Source organism: Pokkaliibacter sp. MBI-7 (genome assembly GCF_029846635.1).
In the GTDB taxonomy this organism is placed as follows: Bacteria; Pseudomonadota; Gammaproteobacteria; order Pseudomonadales; family Balneatricaceae; genus Pokkaliibacter.
On sequence record NZ_JARVTG010000001.1, the window covers coordinates 2,973,287 to 2,999,951 of the forward strand.

The 26,665-nt window shown below is 59.7% G+C and carries 21 protein-coding genes; 17 read left to right on the forward strand and 4 right to left on the reverse strand.

Features of this window, described 5'->3' with window-relative positions:
• Window positions 1-90: 90 nt before the first annotated feature.
• Entirely contained in the window at window positions 91-1,038 is a 948-nt protein-coding gene (locus tag QCD60_RS13345; protein ID WP_279786057.1) for a LysR family transcriptional regulator, read from the reverse strand.
• 370 nt (window positions 1,039-1,408) lie between these two features.
• Here QCD60_RS13345 and QCD60_RS13350 point away from each other — a divergent pair, with 370 nt between their 5' ends.
• Genes QCD60_RS13350 through QCD60_RS13360 form a run of 3 tightly spaced genes read left to right on the forward strand, consistent with a single transcriptional unit; the run spans window position 1,409 to window position 4,683 of the window.
• Complete coding sequence (locus QCD60_RS13350) at window positions 1,409-2,785, forward strand: CmpA/NrtA family ABC transporter substrate-binding protein (protein WP_104153485.1); 1,377 nt, start codon at window positions 1,409-1,411, stop codon at window positions 2,783-2,785.
• 49 nt (window positions 2,786-2,834) lie between these two features.
• The gene (locus QCD60_RS13355; protein ID WP_279786060.1) at window positions 2,835-3,818 is read left to right on the forward strand and encodes an ABC transporter permease; all 984 of its coding nucleotides are present in this window, start codon (window positions 2,835-2,837) and stop codon (window positions 3,816-3,818) included.
• Window positions 3,819-3,831: 13 nt separating this feature from the next.
• Window positions 3,832-4,683 (forward strand): ABC transporter ATP-binding protein, encoded by an 852-nt coding sequence (locus QCD60_RS13360; RefSeq protein WP_279786062.1) that lies wholly within the window; start codon window positions 3,832-3,834, stop codon window positions 4,681-4,683.
• Between the two features lie 143 nt (window positions 4,684-4,826).
• Here the strand turns inward: QCD60_RS13360 and pobA are convergent, their stop codons facing one another.
• Window positions 4,827-6,032: a 4-hydroxybenzoate 3-monooxygenase gene (gene pobA, locus QCD60_RS13365; RefSeq protein WP_279786064.1), complete on the reverse strand. Its 1,206-nt coding sequence runs from the start codon at window positions 6,030-6,032 to the stop codon at window positions 4,827-4,829.
• 180 nt (window positions 6,033-6,212) lie between these two features.
• On the opposite strand from pobA, the gene QCD60_RS13370 reads away from it, so the two are divergent.
• Window positions 6,213-7,157 carry a helix-turn-helix domain-containing protein gene (locus QCD60_RS13370; protein WP_279786067.1) on the forward strand — a complete coding sequence of 315 codons (945 nt, stop codon included), beginning with the start codon at window positions 6,213-6,215 and terminating at the stop codon, window positions 7,155-7,157.
• Between the two features lie 92 nt (window positions 7,158-7,249).
• Here the strand turns inward: QCD60_RS13370 and QCD60_RS13375 are convergent, their stop codons facing one another.
• Window positions 7,250-8,059 carry an IclR family transcriptional regulator C-terminal domain-containing protein gene (locus tag QCD60_RS13375; protein WP_279786069.1) on the reverse strand — a complete coding sequence of 270 codons (810 nt, stop codon included), beginning with the start codon at window positions 8,057-8,059 and terminating at the stop codon, window positions 7,250-7,252.
• Between the two features lie 152 nt (window positions 8,060-8,211).
• Between QCD60_RS13375 and QCD60_RS13380 the strand changes: the two genes are divergently transcribed.
• The 13 genes from QCD60_RS13380 (at window position 8,212) to fabI (ending at window position 23,505) form a co-directional block, all read left to right on the forward strand.
• Window positions 8,212-9,543 carry an adenylosuccinate lyase family protein gene (locus QCD60_RS13380; RefSeq protein ID WP_279786072.1) on the forward strand — a complete coding sequence of 444 codons (1,332 nt, stop codon included), beginning with the start codon at window positions 8,212-8,214 and terminating at the stop codon, window positions 9,541-9,543.
• A gap of 363 nt (window positions 9,544-9,906) precedes the next feature.
• Window positions 9,907-10,719, forward strand: a complete 813-nt coding sequence (locus QCD60_RS13385) for a CoA-transferase (RefSeq protein WP_279786074.1) — start codon at window positions 9,907-9,909, stop codon at window positions 10,717-10,719.
• 10 nt (window positions 10,720-10,729) lie between these two features.
• Window positions 10,730-11,509 (forward strand): CoA-transferase subunit beta, encoded by a 780-nt coding sequence (locus QCD60_RS13390; RefSeq protein ID WP_279786076.1) that lies wholly within the window; start codon window positions 10,730-10,732, stop codon window positions 11,507-11,509.
• 2 nt (window positions 11,510-11,511) lie between these two features.
• The gene (gene pcaF / locus QCD60_RS13395; protein WP_279787922.1) at window positions 11,512-12,714 is read left to right on the forward strand and encodes a 3-oxoadipyl-CoA thiolase; all 1,203 of its coding nucleotides are present in this window, start codon (window positions 11,512-11,514) and stop codon (window positions 12,712-12,714) included.
• A 326-nt stretch (window positions 12,715-13,040) separates the two neighbouring features.
• Window positions 13,041-14,069 (forward strand): tripartite tricarboxylate transporter substrate binding protein, encoded by a 1,029-nt coding sequence (locus tag QCD60_RS13400; protein WP_279786078.1) that lies wholly within the window; start codon window positions 13,041-13,043, stop codon window positions 14,067-14,069.
• Window positions 14,070-14,126: 57 nt separating this feature from the next.
• The gene (locus QCD60_RS13405; RefSeq protein WP_279786080.1) at window positions 14,127-14,606 is read left to right on the forward strand and encodes a tripartite tricarboxylate transporter TctB family protein; all 480 of its coding nucleotides are present in this window, start codon (window positions 14,127-14,129) and stop codon (window positions 14,604-14,606) included.
• 14 nt (window positions 14,607-14,620) lie between these two features.
• Window positions 14,621-16,132 carry a tripartite tricarboxylate transporter permease gene (locus QCD60_RS13410; protein ID WP_279786082.1) on the forward strand — a complete coding sequence of 504 codons (1,512 nt, stop codon included), beginning with the start codon at window positions 14,621-14,623 and terminating at the stop codon, window positions 16,130-16,132.
• A 26-nt stretch (window positions 16,133-16,158) separates the two neighbouring features.
• Window positions 16,159-18,069, forward strand: a complete 1,911-nt coding sequence (locus tag QCD60_RS13415; RefSeq protein ID WP_279786084.1) for a sugar phosphate isomerase/epimerase and 4-hydroxyphenylpyruvate domain-containing protein — start codon at window positions 16,159-16,161, stop codon at window positions 18,067-18,069.
• A 255-nt stretch (window positions 18,070-18,324) separates the two neighbouring features.
• Entirely contained in the window at window positions 18,325-19,329 is a 1,005-nt protein-coding gene (locus QCD60_RS13420; RefSeq protein ID WP_279786086.1) for a TRAP transporter substrate-binding protein, read from the forward strand.
• A 135-nt stretch (window positions 19,330-19,464) separates the two neighbouring features.
• On the forward strand, window positions 19,465-19,992 hold the full coding sequence (locus QCD60_RS13425) for a TRAP transporter small permease (protein WP_279786088.1): 528 nt from the start codon (window positions 19,465-19,467) through the stop codon (window positions 19,990-19,992).
• Complete coding sequence (locus tag QCD60_RS13430; RefSeq protein WP_104153441.1) at window positions 19,982-21,268, forward strand: TRAP transporter large permease; 1,287 nt, start codon at window positions 19,982-19,984, stop codon at window positions 21,266-21,268. The genes QCD60_RS13425 and QCD60_RS13430 overlap by 11 nt, the downstream gene beginning before the upstream one ends.
• A gap of 164 nt (window positions 21,269-21,432) precedes the next feature.
• A complete protein-coding gene (locus tag QCD60_RS13435; RefSeq protein ID WP_279786090.1) occupies window positions 21,433-22,476 on the forward strand; it encodes a TRAP transporter substrate-binding protein in 1,044 nt (347 codons plus the stop codon).
• Window positions 22,477-22,725: 249 nt separating this feature from the next.
• Entirely contained in the window at window positions 22,726-23,505 is a 780-nt protein-coding gene (gene fabI, locus QCD60_RS13440) for an enoyl-ACP reductase FabI (protein WP_279786092.1), read from the forward strand.
• 10 nt (window positions 23,506-23,515) lie between these two features.
• Here the strand turns inward: fabI and QCD60_RS13445 are convergent, their stop codons facing one another.
• Window positions 23,516-26,521, reverse strand: a complete 3,006-nt coding sequence (locus QCD60_RS13445; protein ID WP_279786094.1) for a hypothetical protein — start codon at window positions 26,519-26,521, stop codon at window positions 23,516-23,518.
• Window positions 26,522-26,665 lie beyond the last annotated feature (144 nt).

A 26,665-nucleotide genomic window follows, 5' to 3' on the forward strand; every position in this document is an offset into this window, starting at 1 on the left:
AGATCGTGAGCATGTTCCAGGGGTATGAGCCGGTTAGCCTACGAGACCTGGCTGATAAGGTGAAATCATAATTCGGAATACAGCTGATGATCAGGAATCATGACTGACTTTGTGTGCTATGGACTTTGACGCCATCGAGTACAGCGAGGCTTCAAAACACTGGAATACCACCTTACGCAGCCAGGTATGGCTGACATCATCGTGGTACTTGGGGTGCCACAGTAGCCAGTAGCGATGGGTGGGGCAGGGCAGATCGAATGGGCGATAGGTAATGGCATAGTCTGCCTGCATATTGCGGGCGATGTGCTCAGGGATGATCAGCAACAGCTCACTGCGGCTGATGATACGCAGTGCCGAGGTGAAGAAGGGAACATGCAGCCGGATACGGCGTGGCCGGCCCAGCTCTGCCAGAGCCAGATCGACAAAGCTGTCCTTGTCGCCACCCCCACTCAGGGACAGATGCTCACAGGCCAGCAGATCATCGACCGTCAACCGCTGTTGCTGCGCCAGTGGGTGATCCTGCCGCATCACACACACCGGCCCGTCTTCCCCCAGTGCCAGCCCTTCTAGCCCCGGCGGAATGGCCTCCAGCATGGTCGCCACCAGCTCCAGTGGCAGGTCGGCCAGTTGTGACAGCTGCTGGGGTAACCACAGCTGATAAGTCAGTTGCAGCTGCGGTGCCGCACCGGCCAGCGTGCTGACAATATCGGGCAGGATGTAATGGGCAGCATAGTCTGATGACGCCATTCGGACGTGGCCCTGCCACAGCTGCGGATCAAACTGCTGGGGACTGAACAGCGCATCGCACTGCTGCAGCAACGGACGCAGTTGTGCCTGTACAGCCAGAGCACGGGGTGTCGGTAGCAGGCGGTTGCCATCACGTACCAGCAACGGGTCTGCAAGCGCCTGACGCAACTGCAGCAGCTGGCGGCTGACGGCCGACTGGGTCAGGCAGAGCCGCTCTGCCGCGCGGGTGACATGCTGTTCTTCCAGCAGTACGGCCAGCGTGCGCAACAGATTGAGATTGGCAGGGAGCATGGGCAGTCCTGTGACGGCGGGTGGGAGCAATCGGCAGTGTAGCGGTCGTGCTCGCTGCCGTCATGGTACATGTGCAAAAAACAGGCACTGAAGGGGGGCGACGTACCGGGTTGGTGCGCCGTACGCGGGCGTATGTCTGCTGGTCAGGGCTAACCCTATGTTAAATGGGGTTTTATTATTTATGGCATGGGAAGTGCTTTAGGGTTCATCACAGACTGAGCTGACAGTGATCGTCGGCAGAGCAAAGTGAAGAACCCGAAACGTCTGCACGGCAGCGTTTCGACAATCTGAGAGCACGGTAAAGGCGCCGTTCCACTTCGGAAAGATTTCGAAGGGAGCGGCGCCTTTTTTTATTTCCGAGGGAGCAAAAATGCTGACCAGACGTTCCTTGTGTAACAAAGCCCTGCTGGCGGTGGCCATCGCCTCTTTCTCTTTCAGTGCACTGGTGCAGGCCGAAGTGGGCGCACCGGAAAAGGAGGAGCTGAAGTTCGGTTTCATCAAGCTGACCGACATGGCACCGCTGGCAGTTGCCTATGAAAAAGGCTACTTCGAGGACGAAGGCCTGTATGTCACGCTGGAAGCGCAGGCCAACTGGAAAGTGCTGCTTGACCGGGTCATCGATGGCGAGCTGGACGGTGCCCACATGCTGGCCGGGCAGCCGCTGGGGGCGACCATCGGTTTTGGTACCCAGGCGCATATCATCACAGCGTTCAGCATGGACCTGAACGGCAACGGCATCACCGTTGCCAACGATATCTGGCAGCAGATGAAAGCCAACATTCCCGTCGGTGCTGATGGCAAGCCGGTCCACCCGATCAAGGCCGATGCCCTCAAACCGGTCATCGACAAGTACCGCGCCGAAGGCAAACCCTTCAACATGGGCATGGTGTTCCCGGTTTCGACCCATAACTACGAGCTGCGCTACTGGCTCGCCGCGGGGGGGATCAACCCCGGTTACTATGCGCCGCTGAAAGGCGACAGCAGTGGCCAGATCAATGCGGATGCGCTGCTGTCTGTCACTCCGCCGCCGCAGATGCCTGCCACGCTGGAAGCGGGCACCATTTATGGCTACTGCGTCGGTGAGCCATGGAACCAGCAGGCGGTGTTCAAGGGGATCGGCGTCCCCGTCATCACTGACTATGAAATCTGGCAGAACAACCCGGAGAAAGTCTTCGGTGTCTCCAGCGACTGGGCGGAGAAGTACCCCAACACCCACATCCATGTCATCAAGGCCCTGATCCGGGCGGCCAAATGGCTGGATGAGAACAACAACGCCAACCGCAATGAAGCGGTGGATATGCTGTCCCGCCCTGAGTACGTCGGCGCTGACCGCAATGTCATCGCCAACTCCATGACCGGTACCTTCGAGTACGAAAAGGGCGACAAGCGTGAGATTCCCGACTTCAACGTGTTCTTCCGCCATAACGCTACCTATCCCTACTACTCCGATGCCATCTGGTATCTGACGCAGATGCGCCGCTGGGGACAGATCCCCGAGGCCAAGCCTGACAGCTGGTACATGGACACCGCGAAAAAGGTCTACCGCCCGGATATCTACGCTATCGCCGCCAAAGAGCTGATCGACCAGGGGCTGATGCAGGCTTCCGATTTCCCTGACTTCAGCAAGGAAGACGGCTTCAAGGCGCCACAGACCCAGTTTATCGACGGCGTGACCTACGATGGCCACAAACCCAACGACTATCTCAACAAGTTCAAGATCGGCCTGAAAGGCGACGACAAGATCTGATCTGCAGCAGGCCGTGCTCCCGGCGGGGCACGGTCAGGAGGGTTATCTCATGAACAGCGTCTCTACACTCTTCAACAGCCGTGCCCGCGGCTCCGTGAACAGCTGGCTGAAGCGTCTGACTCAGGCGCTGGGCATGCCGCTACTGGGGCTGGTGGTGTTTCTGTTCATCTGGCAGACCGGCGCCCAGCATATCGATACCTCGCTGGGCAAGTTTCCCGGGCCTGCACAGGTATACACCCAGGCTCAGTCACTGCTGGCGGAACATCAGCGTGAGCGGGACAAGGAAGCGGATTTCTATGCCCGTCAGGAAAAGCGCAATGCGGAAAAACTGGCCCAGGACCCACAGGCGGAAGTGAAGATACGCGAGTACACCGGCAAGCCGACGTTCTTTGATCAGATCGGCACCAGTCTGGTGACGGTGCTGTCGGGCTTTATCATTGCAGCGCTGATCGCCATTCCGCTGGGCATCTGCATTGGCCTCAATGCATCGCTGTATGCCGCACTCAATCCGCTGATCCAGCTGTTCAAACCGGTGTCGCCGCTGGCCTGGTTGCCGCTGGTCACCATGGTGGTCAGTGCGGTGTATACCTCGGCAGACCCGCTGTTCGCCAAGTCCTTCCTGACCTCCCTGTTTACCGTGTCGCTGTGCTGCCTGTGGCCGACACTGATCAACACCGCGGTGGGCGTATCGAGCATCAGCAGTGATCTGCAGAACGTCAGTAAGGTGCTGCGGCTGGGCTGGCTGACCCATGTCTGCAAGATCGTGCTGCCCTCATCAGTACCGATGATCTTCACCGGGCTGCGCCTGTCACTGGGGATTGCCTGGATGGTGCTGATTGCCGCCGAAATGCTGGCGCAGAACCCTGGCCTCGGCAAGTTCGTCTGGGATGAGTTCCAGAACGGCAGTTCCGACTCGCTCGGGCGCATCATGGTGGCGGTGCTGGTGATCGGCCTGATCGGCTTTATGCTCGACCGCGTCATGCTGCTGATCCAGCGCGCGGTTTCCTGGGACAAAAACGCCATTACTCGCTGAGGGAGGCAACATCATGGCTGCACATCTTGAACTGACCGGCGTCTCCATCGAGTTCCCCACCGCCAGGGGCACTTTTAAGGCACTGGACAACGTCAATCTGAAAATTGCTCAGGGAGAGTTTGTCTCGCTGATCGGCCATTCCGGCTGTGGCAAGTCCACCGTACTCAACATCGTCGCCGGGTTGCATCAGGCGACCACCGGCGGGGTAGTGCTGGACGGACGGGAAGTCAATGAGCCGGGGCCGGAGCGCGCCGTGGTCTTCCAGAACCACTCACTGCTGCCGTGGCTGACCGCGTTTCAAAATGTCGAGCTGGCGGTGCGCCAGGTCTTCAAGGGGCGCAAAAGCAAGGCAGAAATGAAGGACTGGATTGAGCACAACCTTGAGCTGGTGCACATGACTCACGCCATGCATAAGCGCCCGGATGAAATCTCTGGTGGCATGAAGCAGCGTGTTGGGATTGCCCGGGCACTGGCGATGGAGCCCAAGGTACTGCTGATGGATGAACCGTTTGGCGCGCTGGATGCCCTGACCCGTGCCCATCTGCAGGACTCGCTGATGGAGATTCAGAAGGATCTCAACAACACCGTGATCATGATTACCCACGATGTGGACGAGGCGGTACTGCTGTCTGACCGGATTGTCATGATGACCAATGGTCCGGCAGCGACCGTCGGTGAGATTCTGCAGGTAGAGCTGGAGCGGCCACGTAATCGCATCGCCCTGGCGGATGACCCGCGCTACAACCACTACCGCCATCAGGTGCTGAGTTTCCTCTATGAGAAGCAGCGCAAGGTGGAGGATATGGACCAGCATCGCTCTGCCCGCAGCAAGAAGGATGTGACAGCGGTCAAGGCGCAGGCCTGAAGTACAGAGAGAGGTCATGCACCTGTTTCTGACTGTTGAACAGACGCAGGCAGCGGGCTGTCAGCAGTAAAAAAGAGGCCGGAGTTTGCTCCGGCCAAGGTGTGAAAAAGGTGCAAAACGCGGTGGCTGCCGATGGCAGAGGCTCAGTCCTCGAAGGGCAGACCGACATAGTTCTCTGCCAGCGAGCGGCGGGCAGATTCGGAGCTGAACACCAGATCCAGTTCGGCCTGCTGGATGCGACGGTCGAAGGCATCGTGCTGCGGGAAGGTGTGCAGCAGTGATGACATCCACCAGGAGAAACGCTCCGCCTTCCAGACCCGGCGCAGACAGTTGGCAGAGTAGTGATCAATGCCGATGCTGCTGCGGTCCTTATAGAATTCGGTCAGGGCGCGATACAGATAGCGTACGTCGGAGGCCGCCAGATTCAGGCCCTTGGCACCGGTGGGCGGCACGATGTGGGCCGCATCCCCGGCGAGGAACAGCCGGCCAAAACGCATGGGTTCGGCAACAAAGCTACGCAGCGGGGCGATACTTTTTTCCACCAGCGGCCCGCGCTGCAGGGTTTCACCGGCTTTGACGCCGAGACGGATTTCCAGCTCATCCCAGATCTGCTCATCGCTCCAGTTATCCAGATCATCCAGCGGCGCCTGAATGTAATAGCGGCTCAGGGTGTGCGAGCGCATGCTGGCCAGGGCAAAGCCACGATCATGGTTGGCGTAGATCAGCTCGTGGGATACCGGTGGCACATGGCTGAGAATGCCCAGCCAGCCAAAGGGATAGACCCGTTCGTAGGTGGTCAGTGCCTGCTGTGGCACGCTCTTGCGGCAGACGCCGTGGAAGCCGTCGCAGCCGGCAATAAAATCACACAGCACTTCATATTGCTGACCGTCCTTGCGGTAGGTAATGCGCGGCGTATCGCTGTCGAAATCATGTATCGCCACGTCATCTGCTTCAAAGACGATACTGGCGCCCAGTTCCAGCCGGGCGTTGATCAGATCACGGGTGACTTCGGTCTGGCCGTAGACCATCACCGATTTGCCGGTCAGCCCTTTCAGGTCAATGCGATGGCGTTCGCCATTCAGACTCAGCTCGAAACCATCGTGCGGCAGGCCTTCCTGATTCATGCGCTGGTCAACACGGGCTTCCCGCAGCAGTTCAACCGTGCCGCTTTCCAGCACACCGGCGCGGATGCGGGCTTCCACATAATCGCGGCTGCGCTGTTCAATGATGATGGCGTCAATGCCCTGCCAGTGCAGCAGCTGCGCCAGCAGCAGGCCGGAAGGGCCAGAGCCGATGATGCCAACCTGAGTACGCTGGGTAGTGGATGAAGTGGGGGTATGCAAACTCATGATTCATATCCTCGGCTGACCCGGCTGCGTGGCCCGGTCATTGTTAGAGTTGTTCTGAGGTTGCTCATTACCCTAGCGATGACCCATGCCGATTCAAATGGACAGAGCTGACCAGTATTTGTATTTTTCGAACATTGCGAATCACGCTGACCCGATAACAACAACAGCGGGAGCTACTTTATGTCGATGGAAGACTGGCTGCGAAATGTGCCCATTTATGCGCTATATGGCGAGGAAATTGATGAAATTATCCCCGAACGCATGCACTGCGAGTCGATTGCCGAGCGCAGCGAGCTGTACGAGTGGGAAATCCGCCCTCACCGTCATGAAGTTTTTTTTCAAATTCTGTACGTGGAGCAGGGTCAGGGGGTAGCTCTTGTTGATCAGCAGCGGTTTGATCTGACGGGGCCCTGTGCGCTGTGGATTCCGCCGTTGCTGACCCATGGTTTTCAGTTCAGTCAGGGCATCAGGGGTTACGTGCTGACCATTGAAGATGGCCTGCTGCCAAGTCTGCTGGGCGAGTCGCTGCTGCAGTCCACCCTGGCCTATCCGCAGCGTCTGCTGTTTGCTGTCGACGAGGCGGAGTATCAGCATTTCCATCAGGTGATGGCCGCCATTCTGCTGGAGTACAAACACTCCTCCTGGGGGCGGCTGCAGGCGCTGCATGCCAATCTGTCACTGCTGCTGGTACATCTGGGCCGGGCGCTGATGCAGCAGCAGGACACCCTGACCGTCACGCAGGACAATCGGGCCGGGCGTCATGTGCGCAAATATCTGGCACTGGTGGACCGGCATTATCGCCAGCACCGGCCGGTGCAGTTCTATGCCGAGCGACTGGGGATCACCCCGACCCAGCTCAACCGGGTCTGCCAGCAGGTGCTGGGGAAGACTGCACTGACGGTTATTCATCAGCGGCTGTTGCTGGAAGGCAAGCGTGATCTGCTGTATGCCAACCTGAGCATCAGCGAGGTGGCGCAGTCACTGGGGTTTGCTGATCAGGCCTACTTTTCGCGGTTCTTTACCCGGCACAGTGGTGCGACACCCAGTGAGTTCCGTCAGCAGGCACGGCAGCAGCTGGTCAGTGGTCGGGCGACACCGTTACAGCGGAATGCGGATATTGTCTGAATTGTTCGCATGGCGTATAAGTGTCCGCCATGCGAATTTTATCGAGGGCTGGGTGCCGTATCCGCTCACAGCGGCTGCGACATAGCGGCAGGTCAGTTGAGGTACTGCGACATTTCTTTGATCCGCGCCTGCAAATTAGGCAGAAACTCACGGGTCAGGGTATCGATACTGATGCGGGCGGCGTTGGTGCTGACGTTCAGTGCGCCGACCAGCTTGCCCTTGTTGTCGAACACTGGCAGGGCCAGTGAACGCAGGGCCGAATCCAGCTCCTGATCGACGATACAGTAGCCCTGCTGGCGTACCTGCTGGATCAGCTGTTTGAGAATGACTTTGTCGGTAATGGTTTTATCGGTGTAGCGTACCGGCTCAACATGGGCGAGAAAGGCATCGAGCTGCTCATCTGTTTTCTGTGCCAGCAACACTCGTCCCATGGACGTGACCAGCGCAGGCAGATGGGTGCCTACCGACAGGGTGATGGACATTAGCCGGTGCTTGGCTGCGGCACGGGCGACGTAGACCACGTCTTCGCCGTCCAGCACGCCCAGCGAGCTGGATTCGCCCAGACTCTGCGAAATGTTTTCCAGATACTGCTGGATCACCGAGTGGAAATTGTTGGAGGACAGGTAGGCATACCCCAAAGACAGAATCTTTGGCGTCAGCTCGAAATTGCGCTGGTTCTTGCGCACATAGCCCAGTGCCTCCAGTGTCAGCAGAAAGCGCCGGGCCTTGGCGCGGTTCATGCCGGTGCGGGCGGTGACTTCACTGAGGGTCATCTGCCGGTTGTGCTGGTCAAACGCCAGGATGACCTCAAGACCACTGGCCAGGGCGCTGACAAAGTCACGGCTGTCCTCGGTCAGCGTGCTCTCATAGCCATCGTCAAAGGTGCCTGGGGTTTTGCTCATGGGGTTTCTCCACGTTGCGGCAGTGACTGCTGAGTCACGGTGGTGACCCGAACTTTACCGATTGAAACGGTCTGGATTCTACACAAATAAAATTCGCCGACGATAGACCTTTGCTTGTTGCTCACCGCTTACCTTCAGATGGATGACAGTCTATGTACACACGTCTCTTTCAGGATCCCTTCACCTCTCCGGCCCTGCGGCAGCTGCTGTCAGCCGAAAGCTATATGCGCAGCATGCTGGAAGTGGAGCTGCAGCTGGTCCGGGTGCAGGAGGAAGAGGGTCAGTGGCCGCAGGGTACCGCACAGCAGCTGCGCGAAGCGCTGGCAGAGTCGCCACTGCTGGATTACGAAGTACTGGCGGGGATTGGTTTGGGGGGCAACGTGGCCATTCCTTTCGTCAAACATATCCGCGAGTTGCTGCCTGCCGGGCTGAAGCGCTGCCTGCACTATGGCCCGACCAGTCAGGATATTGTCGATACCGCGCTGATGCTGGAGCTGCGCAAGGCACTGCTCTGGTTTGAACGCAAGGGCGAAGCGCTGGAAGGGCATCTGCGTCAGCTGGTGGAACAGCACCGGCATACGCTGATGATTGGCCGTACCCTGATGCAACAGGCGTTACCTATTACTTTTGGTCTCAAGGCCGCGGGCTGGCTGCAGTCAGTGCGGCAGGCGAGCCAGCGCTTACAGGGGCTGAAGAGTGAGCTGCTGCAGCTGCAGTTCGGTGGTGCAGCAGGCACGCTGGCGGCACTGGGGGCTGATGGCCTGACTACCCATGACCAGCTGGCGCAGGCACTGGAGCTGGCGGCTCCGGCAATGCCCTGGCACACCAACCGGCAGAGTATGCATGCGCTGTTTACCGCGCTGGATGCGGTGGCCGTCAGTCTGGAGAAAATCGCCGGTGACGTGGCGCTGATGGCACAGACCGAAGTCGGTGAAGTGGCGGAGCCTGCCGGTGAAGGCATGGGCGAGTCCTCCTCCATGCCACACAAGCGTAATCCGGTTCGCTGTGCGCTGATTCACGGTGCCACCCGCCAGATTCACGGGCTGGTGACCACCCATCTGACCAATGCGGCGCACCCTCATGAACGGGCGCTGGGTGGCTGGCATACCGAATGGTCAACCCTTTATGAAGCCATGCTGCTGCTCGGCGGGGCACTGGAACAGGCGGAAATCCTGCTGGCCGGGCTGGAAGTGTTCCCGGCACGGATGCGCGCCAATCTCTACACCACACAGGGCGTGATCATGGCTGAGCCGGTCAGCCTTGAGCTGGCGCAGCGCATGCCGCGTGATCTGGCCATGGCGGCCGTGAAGACGGCTACCAGGGTCGCGCTGGCAGAGCAGATCGGCTTCACCGAGGCGCTGTATCGCGATGAGCTGATTCAGGCCGCCCTGAGTCGTGACGAGCTGGAGCAGCTGGCAGCCCCGGAAAGTTATCTCGGAGCAACGCAGGGATTTATTGACCGGGTACTGGCACAGGGTAGCTGACACCCACTTTTTTGTTTCAATACCGTCCTGAGCAGGGCGTGGTGGCAACACCACGCCCTTTTTGTTTTTGAGATAACTAGTTGAAGTGCTTGATTTTGCTGCGTTGCAGCGGAAAACAGGCCGGGTTTTGGCCGCAGTGAGGAGGGCTTTTTACCCCCAAAGGTGAGTTGACAGGCACTCGACGCAGGTCTATTTTTGTTCGCGATACGAATTAATGTTTGCAGAGCGAACATTTTCGCAGGCGCTGCAGCCTACTGCTCGCGGTTTTATCAGCAGACTGTTTCATCAACAGACGGCTGTTGAGGACCGAGCCACGACCAGCGCTGACTTCCAGAAAAATGATAAATCTTGAAGGTATGCCCTATGGCCAAGTTCATGTCGCTCCATGACGCCATCAGCACCTACGTAAAGGATGGCGACACCGTTGCCCTCGAAGGTTTTACCCACCTGATTCCTTTCGCTGCTGGCCACGAAATCATCCGTCAGCAGAAGAAAGATCTGACCCTGGTCCGTATGACCCCCGACCTGATCTACGATCAGATGATCGGTATGGGCTGCGCCAGAAAGCTGATCTTCTCCTGGGGCGGCAACCCCGGTGTAGGTTCACTGCACCGCCTGCGTGATGCGCTGGAGCACAACTGGCCCCATTCACTGGAAACCATCGAACACAGCCACGCCGCCATGGCCAACGCCTATGAAGCGGGCGCAGCCGGTCTGCCACTGGCGGTACTGCGCGGTTATCAGGGCAGTGAGCTGCCGAAGATCAACCCCTACATCCGTTCCATCACCTGCCCCTTCACCGGTGAAGAGCTGGCGGCGATTCCTTCCATCCGTGTCGATGTCGGTATCGTGCATGCGCAGAAAGCCGACCGTCAGGGTAACGTGCTGATCGAAGGCATCGTCGGGGTACAGAAAGAAGTGGTACTGGGTGCCAGGCACGCCATCGTCACCGTTGAAGAGATCGTTGACGACCTGAACAACCACCCCAACGCGACCGTGCTGCCCGCCTGGGTGATTGATGCGGTGGTGGAAGCTCCCCGTGGTGCCTATCCTTCCTATGCGTACGGCTACTACGAGCGTGATAACAGCTTCTACAAGGAGTGGGATGCGATCGCTCGTGATCGCGAGGCCTTCCTGGCCTGGATCAACGACAACGTGCTGAACGTGCAAGGCTGAGGTGACGACCATGACTACTACCTACACTCCCAGTGAAATGATGACCGTCACCGCTGCCCGTTCGCTGCCCAATGGCACCGTTTGCTTCGTCGGCATCGGTCTGCCCAGCGAAGCGGCTAACCTGGCCCGTCTGACCCATGCCCCTGACGTGGTGCTGATCTATGAATCAGGCACCATCCAGACCAAACCCAATGTGCTGCCGCTGTCCATCGGTGACGGCGAGCTGTGTGAAACCGCTCTGACCACCGTGTCAGTACCGGAAATGTTCCGCTACTGGCTGCAGGGCGGCAAAGTGGACGTCGGCTTCCTCGGCGCGGCGCAGGTTGACCGTTTCGGTAACCTCAATACCACCGTGATCGGCCCTTACGATGCGCCCAAAACCCGTCTGCCCGGCGGCGGCGGTGCACCGGAGATCGCCACTTCCTCCAAAGAAGTGTTTATCACCCTCAAGCATTCCAAGCGCACCTTCGTCGATAACCCCGACTTCGTCACCTCCGTAGGATACGGCCGTGATGGCAAGGCGCGGGAAAAGTACAAGGTCATCGGCAAGGGTCCGACCCGTGTCATCACCGATCTGTGCATCATGGCACCGGAAGAAGGCACCAATGAGCTGATCGTCACCTCCATTCATCCCGGCGTCAGCCGTGAGCAGATCATCGAAGCGACCGGCTGGGCCATCCGCTTTGCCGACAGCGTGGCGGAAACCGCTGAACCCAGCGAGCAGGAGCTGAGCATCCTGCGTGAGCTGAAAGCCCGCACCGCTGCCTTCCACGCTGCCTCCGGAGCCTGATGATGAACAACGTATACATTGCCCAGCCTCTGCGTACTGCCATCGGCAGCTACGGCGGCACCCTGTCCAGCGTGCGTCCTGACGACCTGCTGGCGCAGGTCATCAAGGCGGTGGTCAGCCGCTCAGGTATTGATGCCGCTGCCATTGAAGAAGTCATCATGGGCTGCGCCAACCAGGCCGGTGAAGACAACCGCAACGTCGCCCGTATGTCTTCACTGCTGGCCGGACTGCCGTTCTCGGTGCCCGGCACCACCATGAACCGCCTGTGCGGCTCGGGTCTGGATGCTGTCGGCACCGCTGCACGCGCGGTGGCAGCCGGTGAGCTGGAGCTGGTACTGGCCGGGGGCGTGGAATCCATGTCCCGTGCGCCTTTCGTCATGGGCAAGGCCGACAGCGCCTTCAGCCGTAATCAGGCGATCGAAGACACCACCATCGGCTGGCGCTTCGTCAACCCGCTGATGAAGGCGCAGTACGGCGTCGATACCATGCCGGAGACTGCCGAAAACGTTGCTGAGCAGTTCAGCATCAGCCGCGAAGATCAGGATCTGTTTGCCTATCGTTCACAGCAGAAAACGGCTCGTGCCCAGGCCGAAGGGCGCTTCAAACAGGAAATCGTCGCCATTGAGATCCCCCGCAAGAAGCAGGATCCGCTGGTGTTCGATACCGATGAGCATCCGCGCCCACAGAGCACACTGGACAAGCTGGCAACCCTGCCCACGCCTTTCCGCAAAGGCGGTTCCATCACTGCCGGTAACGCCAGCGGTGTCAACGACGGCGCCTGCGCCATGTTGATTGCCTCTGCAGCCGCCGTGCAGCAACACGGTCTGCAGCCCATTGCCCGCATCGTCGGCATGGCGACCGCCGGGGTGGAGCCACGCATCATGGGGATCGGTCCGATTGCCGCCACCCAGAAGCTGATGAAACGTCTGGGCATGACCCTTGATCAGATGGATGTGATGGAGTTCAACGAAGCCTTTGCCGCTCAGGCGCTGGCCTGCACCCGTGGTCTGGGTCTGGCGGACGATGATGCCCGGGTCAATCCCAACGGGGGCGCCATTGCCCTTGGCCACCCGCTGGGCATGTCCGGCGCCCGTCTGGTCACCACCGCCTCTAATCAGTTGCAGCTGATCGGTGGACGCTATGCCCTGTGCACCATGTGTATCGGTGTCGGCCAGGGGATTGCCATGGTGATCGAGCGCGTCTGATGAAGACAGTGAACGTGCGGTGAGCCTGGCTCGCCGCGCGAAAAAGACATGGCACCGGTGGCTCGGTAACGAGCTACGGTGCCAGCATCCTGACCGGGCTATGCGAACACACGTTGATGTTAGCGCTAGCCTTGACGGGGTTTTTCATTACAGTGGTGCGCGGAAGTGCCACTGTGGCTGGGCGGTGACTGCACCGCCCGCCAGTTCTGCCCAACGCCGGTTAGCGATCACACAGAGGATGGCGGCAAGCGATGTAAGGGCAGGCGTTAGGGATGACGCCCGCAGATGTGACACTTCTAAAAAATACAAAACACAGGTGTGAATAAATGCGTACAACCAAGAAGACCTCGCTCTCGACCTTACTCAAAGGTGCTGCCACTACGCTGCTGGCTGGCGCACTGTCCCTCAGTTCTGCTTTTGCTGCGGATTTCCCCGACAAGGATCTGCAGGGTGTGATCATGTGGGGTGCCGGTGGCGCTACGGATAACGTGGCCCGCGCGCTGACGCCTCATGTCGAGAAGTACCTCGGCAAGAAAATCGTCCTGACCAACAAATCGGGCGGTGCCGGTGCGATCTCCACCAACTATGTCTTCAGCCGCCCTGCCAATGGCTACACCGTCCTTTACGGTGCCGAGAACCCGCAGATTCATGGCGTGCTGGGCCTGTCCAAGCTGGACTACAGCAGCTTTATTCCGGTCAACATCATTGCCAGCGGTACCACGGTGATCGTTACCCGTGCCGACAAGGAATGGAAGACCGTCAAGGACATCGTCGATGACGTCAAGGCGCATCCCGATACCATCAAGATGGGTACCGCCGGCCCCGGCTCACTGCCCTTCGTCGTCAGCTCAATGCTGAAAACCACCACGGATATGCCCGTGCTGACCGTGCCCTTCGACGGTGAAGGCCCCGGTATGACGGCGCTGGAAGGGGGCCATATCGACTTTATGGCCGTCGGCCTGACCGCTGCCCGTGAACAGCTGAAAGCCGGCCGCCTGAAGGCGCTGGCCGTGGTGTCTGACACCGCCGTGCCCGGCATGGAAAACGTGCCGCTGATCACTGAAGACTTCCCTGCGTTCAAGAAATTCCTGCCCTGGGGACCGTTCTACGGCATCTTCGTCAAGCAGGGTACACCTGAAGAAGCGGTCAAGGCGCTGACCGATGCCTTTGCGAAAGCCGTTGCTGAGCCGCAGTTCCAGGACTTTATCAAGGACTTCGGTGCCACACCGCTGAACATCCATGGTGATGAAGCGATCCAATACCTGAAGCACAACCAGTCCGTCAGCGCATGGCTGCTGCAGGACGCCGGTGCGGCCAAGGTCTCTCCTGAAGAACTGGGCATTCCTCGCCCCTGAAACTGAGTATCAGCTCACCTTCCTGACGTGTCGGCGTCAGGAAGGGTCAGGAGACTAATGATGAAAGCAACCACTCATGTGCGTGCCGGTGAGGTGATCTTCACCTTGCTGCTGCTGGCGGTTTCCGCCTTTCTGCTGTTTGAGGCCTATGGCATCGCTGCGCTCTCTTCCTGGAGTTCGCCCGGTGCCATGCCGCTGTTTTCCACCGGTATCATGGTCGTGACCGGTATCTACCTGGTGTTCAATGGCGCCCAGCGCGGTGAAGGCCGTGAGGCATCGGTATCACTGGCCCACCATCTGGGAGCCGCTGTGGCGCATCTGTTCCGCCCGGTGGTGCTCAGTTACTGCGTGCTGCTGGTGCTGTATCTGCTGGCGCTGTCCTATATCGGCTTCTTCTACAGCTCGGCGCTGTTCCTGTTTGTCTCCTTTATGGTGTTGTGGCAACAGGGCGTGGTGAAAGCGGCCGGTATCACGGCCATCAGCCTTGGCGCGGTGTACGTGATTTTCCAGTATCTGTTCAGCGTTGTGCTGCCATAAGGGGGAGGTGAGTGATGAGTACTGATCTGTCCTACTTCCTGATGCCCTGGCTCGATCCGTCGCTGATGATGCTGACGGCGCTGGGCACCTTTGCCGGTATCTATATCGGTGCCATTCCCGGCCTGTCCGTGACCATGGCCGTTTCCATCCTGATTTCCTTCACCTTCTCCTGGGAGGTTAACGATGCGCTGGCGCTGATGGTCGGGGTCTACATGGGCGGCGTCTATGGCGGCTCGCGCACGGCCATTCTGCTCAATATTCCCGGTGCGCCGTCGGCCATTGCCACCAGCTTTGATGGCTTCCCGCTGGCCAGGCTGGGGGAGGCGGGCAAGGCCATTGGCGTCACCACCGTGGTGTCCTTTATCGGCGGTATGGTCGGTATCGTGGTACTGGCGCTGGCAGCCCCGATGGTGGCGGATTTCGCCCTGATGTTCGCCCCCCGTGATTACCTGCTGCTGGCGGTGATGGGACTGCTGCTGGTCGGCAGCATGTCGGGTGAATCACTGGCCAAGGGGCTGTTCTCCGGTGCGCTGGGGATCACCATCGGCATGGTGGGGATGGACCCGCTGACCGCCGAAGGCCGTTTCACCTTTGACAGTGTGACCCTGCTTGGCGGCATTCCCTATGTGGTGGTGATGATCGGCATGTTCGGTATCTCCGAAGCCATCAGCCAGCTGCATCATCTGAAAGATGTGGTGATCCGTCAGGACGTGTCGAAGATCCTGCCGTCATGGAGCACGGTGGTGAAGTACATTCCGCTGTCCATCCGTACCTCCTTTATCGGTGTGATCATCGGTGCCCTGCCGGGAACCGGCGGTGACATTGCCGCGCTGTTTGCCTATGACCACGCCAAGCGTTCGGTGAAGAAGCCTTCACGGCCATTCGGACAGGGGGCCTATGAAGGGCTAGTGGCGCCGGAAGCGGCCAACAATGCCGCCGTCGGTGGTGCCTATATTCCGATGCTAACCCTTGGGATTCCGGGCGATGCGGTGACGGCCGTGATGATCGGCGCGCTCTATATCCACGGCCTCAAACCCGGCCCGATGCTGATGATCGAAACACCCCATCTGTTCTGGTTCAGTGTCGGCAACCTGACGCTGGCCAATATCTTCATGCTGATCTTCGGTCTGATGGGCATCCGCCTGTTCGCCAAGATCGTGGAGATTCCCAAGGGCGTGCTGATTCCCTTGATCGTGCTGCTGTCGGTGGTGGGTGCCTATGCCATCAACAACAACGTGGTCGACATCTACTGGATGCTGGGCTTCGGTATCTTCGGTTATCTGCTGAAGATGTACGGTTTCCAGATCGGTCCGGTGATTCTCGGCGTGATTCTGGGGCCGCTGATGGATGTGTCTTACCGGCGCGCCATGATGTCGGTGAACAACACCCCTGATGCCTTCTTCATGGACCTGCTGACCAACCCGATTTCCCTGGTGCTGACCCTGGCCATCCTGTTCATGCTGATCGGCCAGACACCATTGTGGACTAAGCTGAAAGCGGGTTTAGCTAAGGCCAGGACGGCGTAACAGGCCGGGGCGCGAGGAGTCTGGATATGAGAAAGGCAATGGCCACCGTCACCCTCTCCGGTGACTTGTATGAAAAGTTCGAGGCCTGTGCGGCAGCAGGCTATCAGGGCGTGGAAATCTTTGAAAACGACCTGATGCTGTTTGACCGAACGCCGGAAGAGGTGCGGGAACTGGCTCGTTCCTTTTCCCTCGATATCCTCTCCTTGCAGCCCCTGCGTGATTTCGAGGCGCTGCCTGAGGAGACCATGAAGAAGAACCTGCTGCGCGCGGCGCGCAAGTTCGAGCTGATGCAGCGCCTGGGGGCGCAGCATCTGCTGGTCTGCAGTAATACCTCGGTGCAGGCGCAGGACAATGCTGAACAGGCGGCCGCTGATCTGGCCCGTCTGGCGGAAATGGGCAAGGCCCACGGCATTGCGGTGGGCTACAGCGCGCTGGCCTGGGGCCGCCACGTCAACCGCTATGAACAGGCCTGGGAGATCGTCCGCATGGCGGATCACTCCCATCTGGGTCTGGTAGTGAATTCCTTCCATCTGTTTGCGGCAGGCAGTGATCTGGCTCTGTTGCAGCAGTTACCGCTCAACAAGCTGAGCTATGTGCAGCTGGCCGATGCGCCCAGCCTGCAAATGGAAACCCTGCAGCTGAGCCGGCATTTCCGCTGCTTTCCCGGTCAGGGCGACATGCCGGTCCTGGAGCTGATGGCCTGTCTGCAGCAGCGCGGTTACCGCGGTTATATTTCCCATGAAATCTTCAACGATGACTTCCGCGCGGCACCGCCCAAACCCAAGGCGGTGGACGGTATGCGCTCCATGCTATGGATGGATGAGCAGCTGGCCCGCCAGTCCGAACAGGCCAGTGTGCTGTCCGAGCAGGAGGAAGTGGGTGTGCTGCCACCGCAGGCGTCGGTGGATGATCTGGAGTTTATCGAGTTTGCTATTGACGGTGAGGAAGCCGCCGAACTGACGGCGCTGCTGACAGGGCTGGGCTTCGAGGAAAGCCACCGCCATCGCTCCAAAGATGTCAGCCTGTGGCGGCAGGGGCAGATCAATCTGGTGCTGAACCACGAAATGGAAAGCATGGCGCACTCGCATTTTCTGCTGCACGGGGTGTCGGTCTGTGCGCTGGGCTTCTCCACCCGTGATCTGGGCGCCATGCTCAGGCGTGCCGAATACTTCCTGTGTCCGCGCATGGGCAACAAGATCGGCCCCGGTGAGCTGAACATTCCGGCGGTGCGCGGCGTGGGCGACAGCGTGGTGTACTTTGTCGAGCACAGTGAGCGGCTGAAGTTCTATGACGTCGACTTCTTCCCGCTGAAGCAGGCCAGCACCGCAGCACTCGGCCTGACCCGCATTGACCATATCGCCCAGACCGTCAACCCGGGGGATTTTCTCTCGGCCTCCTTCCTCTATAAGAGCGTGTTTGGTTTCGAGGTGGAGTCCAATCAGGATCTGTTCGACCTCTACGGCACCGTCGTCAGCCGCACCATCACCAATGCCGACAAGCGGGTGCGTATTCCGCTCAACATGTCAGCCAACCAGCAGTCGTCGTCTCAGCGCTTCCTGCGTCAGGCCAAGGGCTCGGGCATCCAGCAGATCGCTTTTGCCTGCGATGACATTTTTCACGCCGCCGAAGCCGTCGACCGCCGCTATGTGCTGCCGATTCCGGCCAACTATTACACCGAACTGGCGATCAAGTACGACCTCGACGAGGCGCTGGTCAGCCGCATGCAGGCGCTCAATATTCTCTATGACCGCAATGATGACGGTGAGTTTTTCCACCTCTATACCCGCGAGGTACACGGGGTGTTCTTCGAAATTTTGCAACGGGCAGGGGACTACGACCGTTATGGCGAAGTGAACTCCCATGTGCGCATGGGCTGCCAGTCGCGCGAGTACCGCGACAAGCAGCGCCGCTTGGAAAGCCTGCTGGCCCTGTATTGAAAACGGGCTTCAGCACATAAAAAGACAGTTTTGGCCGGTGTATCTGCCAGAGCACGTGACCTTTTGACAGGGTGTCAGACCGGTCGCGCGCCACATCGATACAGCGGCAACTGTAAAAGCGCAGCCGGAAAACACCCCGGTCATGCGTGTTACCACACCCTGCACCCGCTGATCAGGTACAGCAGGCCGGGCGGGGTGTAACGGGAGAATGAACAGGGACGTAAACCAACTAAAAACTACAACACAGGTGTATATATGAATCACAAGCTCCTGACCAGGGCAGCCCTCGCGGCCGCCCTGTCCCTGACCACCGCTTATGCCAGTGCCACCACCACCCTGCGCTTCTCGCACTTCTGGCCGGCCACCTCGGCCATTCACAAGGAGGTCTTCCAGGCCTGGGCCGATGATGTGGAAAAAGCCTCCAATGGCGAACTCAAGGTGCAGCTGTTCCCCTCCCAGACCCTGACCAAAGCGGATGCAGCCTATCAGGGCGCAGTCAACGGTATCTCTGATATCGCTGCCACCGCGCAGGGCTACACCGCCGGTCGTTTCCCGCTGACTCAGGTGGTAGAGCTGCCCGGCGTGTCACTCAGCGCCACTCAGGGTGGTTGTATCACCCAGTCGCTGTATGACAAGGGCATGCTGGCGGACGAGTACAAAGACTCCCACGTACTGTTCATGTTCTCCACCGGTCCCGGTTACATCCATACCACCGATAAGGAAGTGAAGGTGCCGGATGACCTCAAGGGTCTGCGTATCCGTCGTCCCAGCGCCGTGGTCGGCAAGATTCTGACCGAGCTGGGTGCACAGCCCATCGGTATGCCGGCACCGGAAATCTATTCATCCATGCAGCGTGGCCTGCTGGATGGCGTCAGCCTGCCGTGGGAAGGCATGAAAACCTTCCGCCTCAATGAACTGTCCAATCAGCACACCCAGGTGCCTTTCTACTCGCTGGTGTTCGTCGCCACCATGAACAAGAAGACCTATGACCGTCTGCCCGACAACCTGAAAAAGGTGATTGATGAGCATTCTGGTCTGGCCTGGTCGAAGAAAGCCGGTGAAGTGTTTGATGCCGAAGACAAGGCCGGTCGCGCCGAAGCCAAGGGCAATATCGTTGAGATCAACGATCCGCTGAACGATCCCAGCTGGGGTGGTCCGCTGAGCGCGGCCATCAAGGACTATCTGGGTGATCTGAAAGCGAAGAACGGTCAGGCGGTGTATGACGAGGCGCTGGCACTGCGCAGCCAGTGCGCGATGTAACGACCTGAATACGTTCTGACACTGTCAGACGGACAGGCAGGGCCGCCTGGCCCTGCCCGCAGGTGATGCACTCTGCCGGGGCGGTTGTTGTGGGTGTCAGCCCGGAGCCCGGGTAGTCAAGCGGGAGATGAGGTTATGTTCAAGTTGTTGCAGCTGGCGAAAGGGATGTCGTGGCTGTGTCTGGGTTTTGCCGGAATTGCCCTGGTTGGATTGATGGGGGTTACCGTCGTCGATGTGATTACCCGCTGGCTGTACAAGCTCACCTCGGGTGGTTTTGGTTTCACCCTTGTCGGCAGCGTCGAGATGGTGAAGTACCTGCTGTATTTTGCCCTGCTGTCGGCTATGGCCGCGTCGGTGGAGCGCGGGCAGGTGGTGGTGGAGCTGTTCACTCAGGCGCTGCCGGCACGGGTCAAGGCGCTGATGGGCAGCTGCTATCTGATCGGTTTTACCATCCTCGGTGCGGCGCTGGCCTACGGCTCCTGGGAGGAAGGCTTCAATTCGCTGGAGTACGGCGAAGTGACGCAGGATCTGGCCCTGCCCATTGGTCCGGTGTATTTCGTCGCTGCCATCATGTTTGCGGTGATGGCCATTCGTACTCTGATTCATACCCTGGCCGGACTGGCAGGGGTCGAGACCGGGCAGGAGGAACAGCATGAGCTCTGAGATGATCGGCGGTATGAGCATGGGCATCCTGCTGCTCCTGCTGGTGTTGCGTGTACCCATTGCCCTCAGCATGCTGCTGGTGGGCTTTTTCGGTTTTGCTGCGGTGACCAGCATGGATGCAGCGATTTCCATGCTCAAGTCGGTGCCGCAGGAAGTGCTGGCCAACTATGACTACAGCGCGATTCCGATGTTTATCTTCATGGGCGTGCTGGCTTCTCACTCCGGTATGGCCAAGCAGCTGTTCAATGCGGCGCGCAGCATGTTCGGCGGCTGGCGTGGCGGTATGGCGCTGGCAGCAGTGAGTGCCTGTGGTGTGTTTTCCGCGATTTCCGGCTCTTCTCTGGCCACCGCCAGTACCATGAGCCGGGTTGCGCTGCCGGAGATGGAGCGCAGCGGTTATTCTCCCGGTCTGGCGGCCGGCACGCTGGCAGCCGGTGGCACGCTGGGGATCATGATCCCGCCCAGTATTGCCTTGCTGCTGTATGCCATCATCACCGAGCAGTCGGTCGGTGACATGTTCATGGCCGGTATCCTGCCGGGTCTGGCGGGTCTGCTGTTCTACATCATCACCGTTGCGGTGGTGGTCAAGTTCTGGCCGCATCTGGCGGGTGAAGCAGCATCCACCACCTGGGCGGAGAAGTTCAGGGCAGTACTCGGCATGGTGCCCTTTGCGCTGGTGTTCCTGATGATCATCGGCGGCATCTACGGCGGTATCTTCACGCCGACCGAGGCTGCCGCGGTCGGCGCCTTTATCACGCTGCTGTATGCCATCAGCCAGAATATCGGCTGGCAGGGTTTTATGCAGGCGGTGAAGGAAACCCTGATCCTTTCCAGCGTGATCTTCTTCATGCTGCTGGGTGCCACGGTGTTCGGCTACCTGATCTCGGCATCGCGGATTTCCTTCTCCATCGTCGACTATGTGGTCAGCCTGAACATGACCACGTTCGGCGTGATGGCCTGCATCCTGCTGATGTACTTCGTGCTGGGCTGCTTTATGGACTCCATTGCCATGCTGCTGCTGACCGTACCGGTGGTGTTCCCCATCGTGGTCGGCATGGGCATTGATCCGGTGTGGTTCGGGGTGGTGACGGTGCTGACGGTCGAGCTGGGGCTGATCACGCCGCCGGTGGGGATGAACGTCTTCGTCATTCAGGCCATGGCGCCGCACATTGCTATCAACAAGATATTCCGTGGGGTGACACCCTTCATCATCTCGGACTTTGTGCGCCTGGGTGTGCTGCTGGCGTTTCCGATCATGGCCACGGCCTTTCTGTAACTGACCGGCGCAGGTTCACAGGTGGTGAGCCTGCGCCACCAACCTGTTCATTCCCGTCCGTAGCGGGCGGGGGCGAATACCCGGAGTCTGCGTTCAGGTAACACCAACCGCTGTACTAACCGTCCGTCAAGCAACCGCAGTAACAACAACAATCAGAGGTGCTTATGTCATTGAATTCCCGCTCCGTCGTTGCATCACGTCCTGCCCGCGCCTGGAAACGCGCGGCTCTCGGGCTGGCGCTGGCCTGTGCCGCTGGCTCCGCCAGTGCCACCACCACCCTGCGCTTTGCCCATATCTGGCCAACCACCGCCGCCATTCACAAAGAGGTGTTTCAGGCCTGGGCGGACACCGTGGAGAAAGAGTCCAACGGTGAACTCAAGGTGCAGATCTTCCCGGCCCAGACCCTGACCAAATCCGACACCGCCTATCAGGGAGTGGTCAACGGTATCGCCGATATCACCGCCATTGTGCAGGGCTATACCGCCGGCCGCTTCCCGCTGTCACAGGTGGTGGAGCTGCCGGGGGTGTCGATGAGTGCCAGGCAGGGCAGCTGCATCACCCAGTCGCTGTATGACGAAGGCAAGATCGCCAGTGAATACGCCGACAGCCACGTGCTCTACCTGTTTGCTTCCGGCCCGGGTTATATCCATACCAGCGACAAGGTAGTGAAAACCCCGGAAGACCTGCAGGGCCTGCGTATCCGTCGTCCCACCGCAGTGGTGGGCAAGCTGCTGAGCGAGATGGGTGCACAGCCTGTCGGTCTGCCCGCGCCGGAAATTTATTCCTCCATGCAGCGCGGTCTGCTGGATGGGGTGGCCATCAACTGGGAAGGGCTGAAGACCTTCCGTGTCTCCGAGCTGTCCAACGAGCACACCGAAGTACCGTTTTACTCGCTGGTGTTTGTCACCACCATGAACAAGAAAACCTATGACCGTCTGCCGGACAACCTGAAGAAGGTGATTGATGACAACTCCGGCATGAAGTGGGCGATGAAGGCCGGAACGGTGTTTGCCGCGCAGGATGCCGAAGGCCGTGCCGAAGCCAGGGGCTCGATTCTCGAAGTGAAGGATCCGCTGGCCAGTGGCCCCTGGGCTGCGCCGCTGAAAAAGGCGACCGAGGGTTATCTGGATGAACTCAATGCCAGTGGCAAGAACGCCACCGAAGTCTACGACGAAGCCAAACGCCTGCAGGGTGAATGCGCTATCTGATAGCGGGTGTTGTGTGAGTAAAACGGCTCACTGGATGAGCCGTTTTGCTTTTCGCTGACCGCGTTAATGAATGTGGCGATGTTGTCCGTCGTCACTGGCAGCCCTTCCTCGGATACTTCTATACTGCATTGCACAAACCGAATTGAACCAGGCCAGCAGCCTGTCGTACTTGACCCGCGTTGAGTGCCCGGGGTGGCTGGCGGCTGGGCGCAGTGTGCTGCTGCGCCCGCATGACACAGGAGTGGCAGGATGGCATTGGCAGTGGATTTGAAAGGTAAGGTCGGGCTGGTACTAGGCATCGCCAACGAACAGAGCATCGCCTTTGGCTGTGCGCAGGCATTGCAGCAGGCCGGTGCGGCGCTGTGCGTCACCTATCTGAATGACAAGGCCCGGTCCCATGTTGAACCACTGGCGCAGCAGCTGCAGGCGGAGCTGCTGCTGCCCTGCGATGTGCGTCAGCCGGGGCAGCTGGAGGCGGTGTTTGCCGCCATGGCCGAACACTGGGGCAAGCTCGACTTTGTGGTGCACTCCATTGCCTGGTCGCCGCTGGATGAACTCCATGGGCGTCTGCTGGATTCCACTGCCGAGGGCTTTGCTCAGGCCATGGATGTGTCCTGCCATTCCTTTGTCCGCGCCGCCCGACTGGCCGAGCCACTGATGCAACAGGCCGGTGGCGGCACCTTGCTGACCATGAGCTATTACGGCGCCGACAAGGTGGTGGCGCACTACAACCTGATGGGGCCGGTCAAAGCCGCGCTGGAAAGTGCCAGCCGCTATCTGGCTGCAGAGCTGGGCAGCAGTGGCATTCGTGTCCATGCCCTGTCTCCCGGTCCGATGCCGACCCGCGCCGCCTCCGGCATCGAGCAGTTCGATCAGCTGCTGGACAAAGGCCGTCACTGCTCCCCCCTGCAGCGGCTCGGTACGCCCGAAGATGTGGGTCATCTGGCTGCATTTCTGGTCAGTGATCTGGGCGCCCACCTGACCGGCAGCACGCTGTTTGTCGATGCCGGGCTGAATATCATGTCCTGAGGTCGTGAACCTATGGCTGACGTCTGGCTGCCAGCTGGCGTAAGTAGTCCAGTCGCTCCTGCTGGCCAAGGGTGGTGATCTGCCCCGGGGTGCTGATCTGGCTGAAGGTCTCCGGCTTCAGTGCGCCACGGTCGAGGCTCTGTTCGGCAGCAGTGAGGCAATGCTCAGCCAGCTGCTGCTTGCCCCGCGCCAGCAGATTACCGATCACACTGAGGCGTGTCGGCATATCGGCAGGCAGCAGCAGGGTGTTGATCACGTGCTCTTTGGTGGCCTTGTCGGCCGCGGTAAATACCTGCTCGGGAATGGTCAGCAGACCATCAACCTGCTGCGGCAGACCGGGCAACCGACCGCTGGCATCCAGCAACCGCTTCAGGCCGGCCTGCTGCTGGGCCGGGTCATCACTGCTCATGTCGGCCCGGCACAGAAAGGTATGCAGCGCCATAACATTGCTCCGTCCGAGGCTGGAGACTCCCGGTAACCCCGACTGAATCAGCGGCGGCAGCAGTTCATCCAGCAGCTGGCGGTCCGGCCCCTGCTGCCAGCCTTCCGGTCCGCCCAGTTTGCGGGTGAAGTTACCCAGCAGATTGATCACCGAGACGATCTTGTTAAGGGTGAAGCCTGTCCGCTGATCTGTCTCCTGCTGCTGGCGTTGTGCCTGTATATCGGTCGCGGCGGCGGTACTGGCAGGCAGCTCCTGCCGGCCGATATGGTTCAGCGTCTGTGCCAGCGTTGTCGGTCGCTGGTCGTCCATCGGGTGCTGACGCAGGCCCTCGCGGACCAGCGCGTCGATCAGCTGCCGTGCTTGCGGCCAGCCCCACTGGCAGTGGGGTTGTTGCATCATCCTGCCCGCCAGATAGAAGGCTTCCGTCAGTTCGGCGTGGCTTTCCTGACCGATAAACAGGCGGTCGGCGCCGAGCCCGTTCAGGGGGGCTGAAGAGAGGGTGGTGTCGGCGTAACCAAAGCCGGCACGCGGATTGACGTAGTTGTTATCAATATAGGCCGCCATCCCAATGTCGATTTTGACCGTGCCGTGCTGATCCGTAAGCTGCAGGGTGTGGTAGTTCTGCTGGTCATGCAGCATGACGGCATAAGGCAGTGCCGGATCATGAGCATCGAACCGGGCGTGACCCGCGAGACCGTGGAAACAGGTGCGGCTGACAAAATCCAGATTCTGTCTGGCGTGATCGACCAGATCAAATTCATGCTCGCGCTGCCGGAGCATATGGGTCAGCAGCTGGGCTTCGTTGCCTGCCATCCAGTTCACATCGCGCTCGGCCAGCTGCAGGCTCTGCCTGGCCCGCTGGGCGGCCTGATCATTGACCGATACCAGTGCCACCGTACCGCCCATGGCCTTGCCGCAGCCGAGGTTGGCGTATTTTTGCAGGCTCTTACACAGGACCAGCCGCAGCTTGCCCTGTTGCAAGGGGCTGGCCAGTTGATGGAGCAGGCGGTCGACTTCGCCGCGTTGCTCCAGTGTGGTGTCCAGCATCACCACCATGGGCTTACTAAAGCGCGAGGCCGCGGCCAGTTTGCTGTTGATGGCGCCGACCAGCGATTCAACCGTGACCTCGGCACGATGGCCTGTCTGGCTGGGCACGCTGTTGTGCAGTGCAGCACTGAAGGCCCTGCCGCTCATTCTGGGCATATGCAGTCCGGCTTTCAGACTGCTTCTGGCACGGCTCAGCAGTGATGCCTGCTGCGGGTAGTCGCGGAGAGTAGTGGTTTCATAGTAGTCGGGGATTTTCTCCCCTGACGGTTTCAGCAGATCTTCCACCTTACTGGTGCCCACCAGCTTGCGGCACAGATTGAGGCCGGTCGACAGCGCCGCCATACCCGAGCTGAACAGTCGCACTTCGCTGTCCTGACGCAGCGAAGGTGGCAATAACTGATGGCCGGCGGTGCTGGCAGCTGCCTGATGGAAATCATGCAGCTCATAAGGGCGGCTGGCGCTCAGGCACACCTGCAGCTCCTCCATCAGGATGTTGTAGGCATTGATAAACTGGGCACTGTTGCGGCTGACCGCGGGCATGCTGTCAGCCACCGCATGCAACGCCTGCAGACCGCTGGCCAGCACTGGATTATGGCGGTGCTGCTGGTCCAGCCCTTTCTCCTGCAGCGTCGTCACCAGCGAGTCGATCAGGTCGGCTGCGGTGTTGGCCAGCGCTGACATGGCATGGCCGTCCGGGATCGCACGCAGCTTTGCCGTGACAGCATCGGCACCCCGGAGCCGCTGCAGCAAACTGAGATTATCAACGGCGGGGTCGTGAGCGACGGCCCCCGTCTCCGGGCCGCTGGTAGCGTACAGGGAGGGCGCACCACCAAAATGCTCGCAGTAGCTCTTACCATCCTCAATGGCCAGACCGTCTGCCAGATACAGGGCAAACAGCCCCGGCTGCAAGGGCTTGAGGTGCTGGTCCAGATAGGCTGCCGTAGTGGTGAAATGCTCAGGTGTCTTACCATCCCGGCACAGCTGCTTGAGGATCTGCTTGGCCGCATGGCGGCTGTTTATAAAGAGAACGTTGTCATCCTCCTGACCGCCTGCGGCATGATACAGCGCCAGGCAGCGGTCGAGCTGGGCGGTGGAAGGTTTGATCCTGACATAGTCGGTATCCAGCGGGTGGCGCAATGCTATCTTGCTGCTCTGGCGCAGGTCGGCGGTACGCGGTGGCTCTCCTTCCCTGGCGAAGTGCAGACCATACTGGCTGGCGATCTGTTCACCGCCCCGCATACTGGCCAGCTGCTGGCGGCGCAGATCGGTAAAGGAGATCCCGTGGGTCGATTGCTGCTGGGTACGCTGATACAGCCAGGATTGCGCCAGCAGGTGCTGCAGCTCCTGCTGCACGCCACTGCGGCTGCTGCGTTGCAGCGATGCCAGCCGGTCGGTCAGCCGTGCCTGCTGAGCGGTGGTTTCCGCACTGGATGCCGGTAACGACTGCGAACGCTGCAAGGTGGATGGCTGGTCCACTGCCGCCGGCAGCGATGTCTGCGGCAGTCCGGCATGAGTGACCCGTGTCATGGCGCCTCCTGAGACTTCAAGCATGCTACCTGAGTCGCTTTTCAGCGCGATTGGTTGCAGAGCGCGCTGACAGTGATGTCATTCCATGCAGCAGACTGAAGCAGCTGCTGACTGGCAAGGGCGCGGTGATGTCATCACTATGGA

What these genes read in the sequence shown, in the direction of transcription:
- QCD60_RS13345 (WP_279786057.1), bottom strand. Translation starts at nt 1,038, where the DNA reads ATGCTCCCTGCCAATCTCAATCTGTTGCGCACGCTGGCCGTACTGCTG.
- QCD60_RS13350 (WP_104153485.1), top strand. Translation starts at nt 1,409, where the DNA reads ATGCTGACCAGACGTTCCTTGTGTAACAAAGCCCTGCTGGCGGTGGCC.
- QCD60_RS13355 (WP_279786060.1), top strand. Translation starts at nt 2,835, where the DNA reads ATGAACAGCGTCTCTACACTCTTCAACAGCCGTGCCCGCGGCTCCGTG.
- QCD60_RS13360 (WP_279786062.1), top strand. Translation starts at nt 3,832, where the DNA reads ATGGCTGCACATCTTGAACTGACCGGCGTCTCCATCGAGTTCCCCACC.
- pobA (WP_279786064.1), bottom strand. Translation starts at nt 6,032, where the DNA reads ATGAGTTTGCATACCCCCACTTCATCCACTACCCAGCGTACTCAGGTT.
- QCD60_RS13370 (WP_279786067.1), top strand. Translation starts at nt 6,213, where the DNA reads ATGTCGATGGAAGACTGGCTGCGAAATGTGCCCATTTATGCGCTATAT.
- QCD60_RS13375 (WP_279786069.1), bottom strand. Translation starts at nt 8,059, where the DNA reads ATGAGCAAAACCCCAGGCACCTTTGACGATGGCTATGAGAGCACGCTG.
- QCD60_RS13380 (WP_279786072.1), top strand. Translation starts at nt 8,212, where the DNA reads ATGTACACACGTCTCTTTCAGGATCCCTTCACCTCTCCGGCCCTGCGG.
- QCD60_RS13385 (WP_279786074.1), top strand. Translation starts at nt 9,907, where the DNA reads ATGGCCAAGTTCATGTCGCTCCATGACGCCATCAGCACCTACGTAAAG.
- QCD60_RS13390 (WP_279786076.1), top strand. Translation starts at nt 10,730, where the DNA reads ATGACTACTACCTACACTCCCAGTGAAATGATGACCGTCACCGCTGCC.
- pcaF (WP_279787922.1), top strand. Translation starts at nt 11,512, where the DNA reads ATGAACAACGTATACATTGCCCAGCCTCTGCGTACTGCCATCGGCAGC.
- QCD60_RS13400 (WP_279786078.1), top strand. Translation starts at nt 13,041, where the DNA reads ATGCGTACAACCAAGAAGACCTCGCTCTCGACCTTACTCAAAGGTGCT.
- QCD60_RS13405 (WP_279786080.1), top strand. Translation starts at nt 14,127, where the DNA reads ATGATGAAAGCAACCACTCATGTGCGTGCCGGTGAGGTGATCTTCACC.
- QCD60_RS13410 (WP_279786082.1), top strand. Translation starts at nt 14,621, where the DNA reads ATGAGTACTGATCTGTCCTACTTCCTGATGCCCTGGCTCGATCCGTCG.
- QCD60_RS13415 (WP_279786084.1), top strand. Translation starts at nt 16,159, where the DNA reads ATGAGAAAGGCAATGGCCACCGTCACCCTCTCCGGTGACTTGTATGAA.
- QCD60_RS13420 (WP_279786086.1), top strand. Translation starts at nt 18,325, where the DNA reads ATGAATCACAAGCTCCTGACCAGGGCAGCCCTCGCGGCCGCCCTGTCC.
- QCD60_RS13425 (WP_279786088.1), top strand. Translation starts at nt 19,465, where the DNA reads ATGTTCAAGTTGTTGCAGCTGGCGAAAGGGATGTCGTGGCTGTGTCTG.
- QCD60_RS13430 (WP_104153441.1), top strand. Translation starts at nt 19,982, where the DNA reads ATGAGCTCTGAGATGATCGGCGGTATGAGCATGGGCATCCTGCTGCTC.
- QCD60_RS13435 (WP_279786090.1), top strand. Translation starts at nt 21,433, where the DNA reads ATGTCATTGAATTCCCGCTCCGTCGTTGCATCACGTCCTGCCCGCGCC.
- fabI (WP_279786092.1), top strand. Translation starts at nt 22,726, where the DNA reads ATGGCATTGGCAGTGGATTTGAAAGGTAAGGTCGGGCTGGTACTAGGC.
- QCD60_RS13445 (WP_279786094.1), bottom strand. Translation starts at nt 26,521, where the DNA reads ATGACACGGGTCACTCATGCCGGACTGCCGCAGACATCGCTGCCGGCG.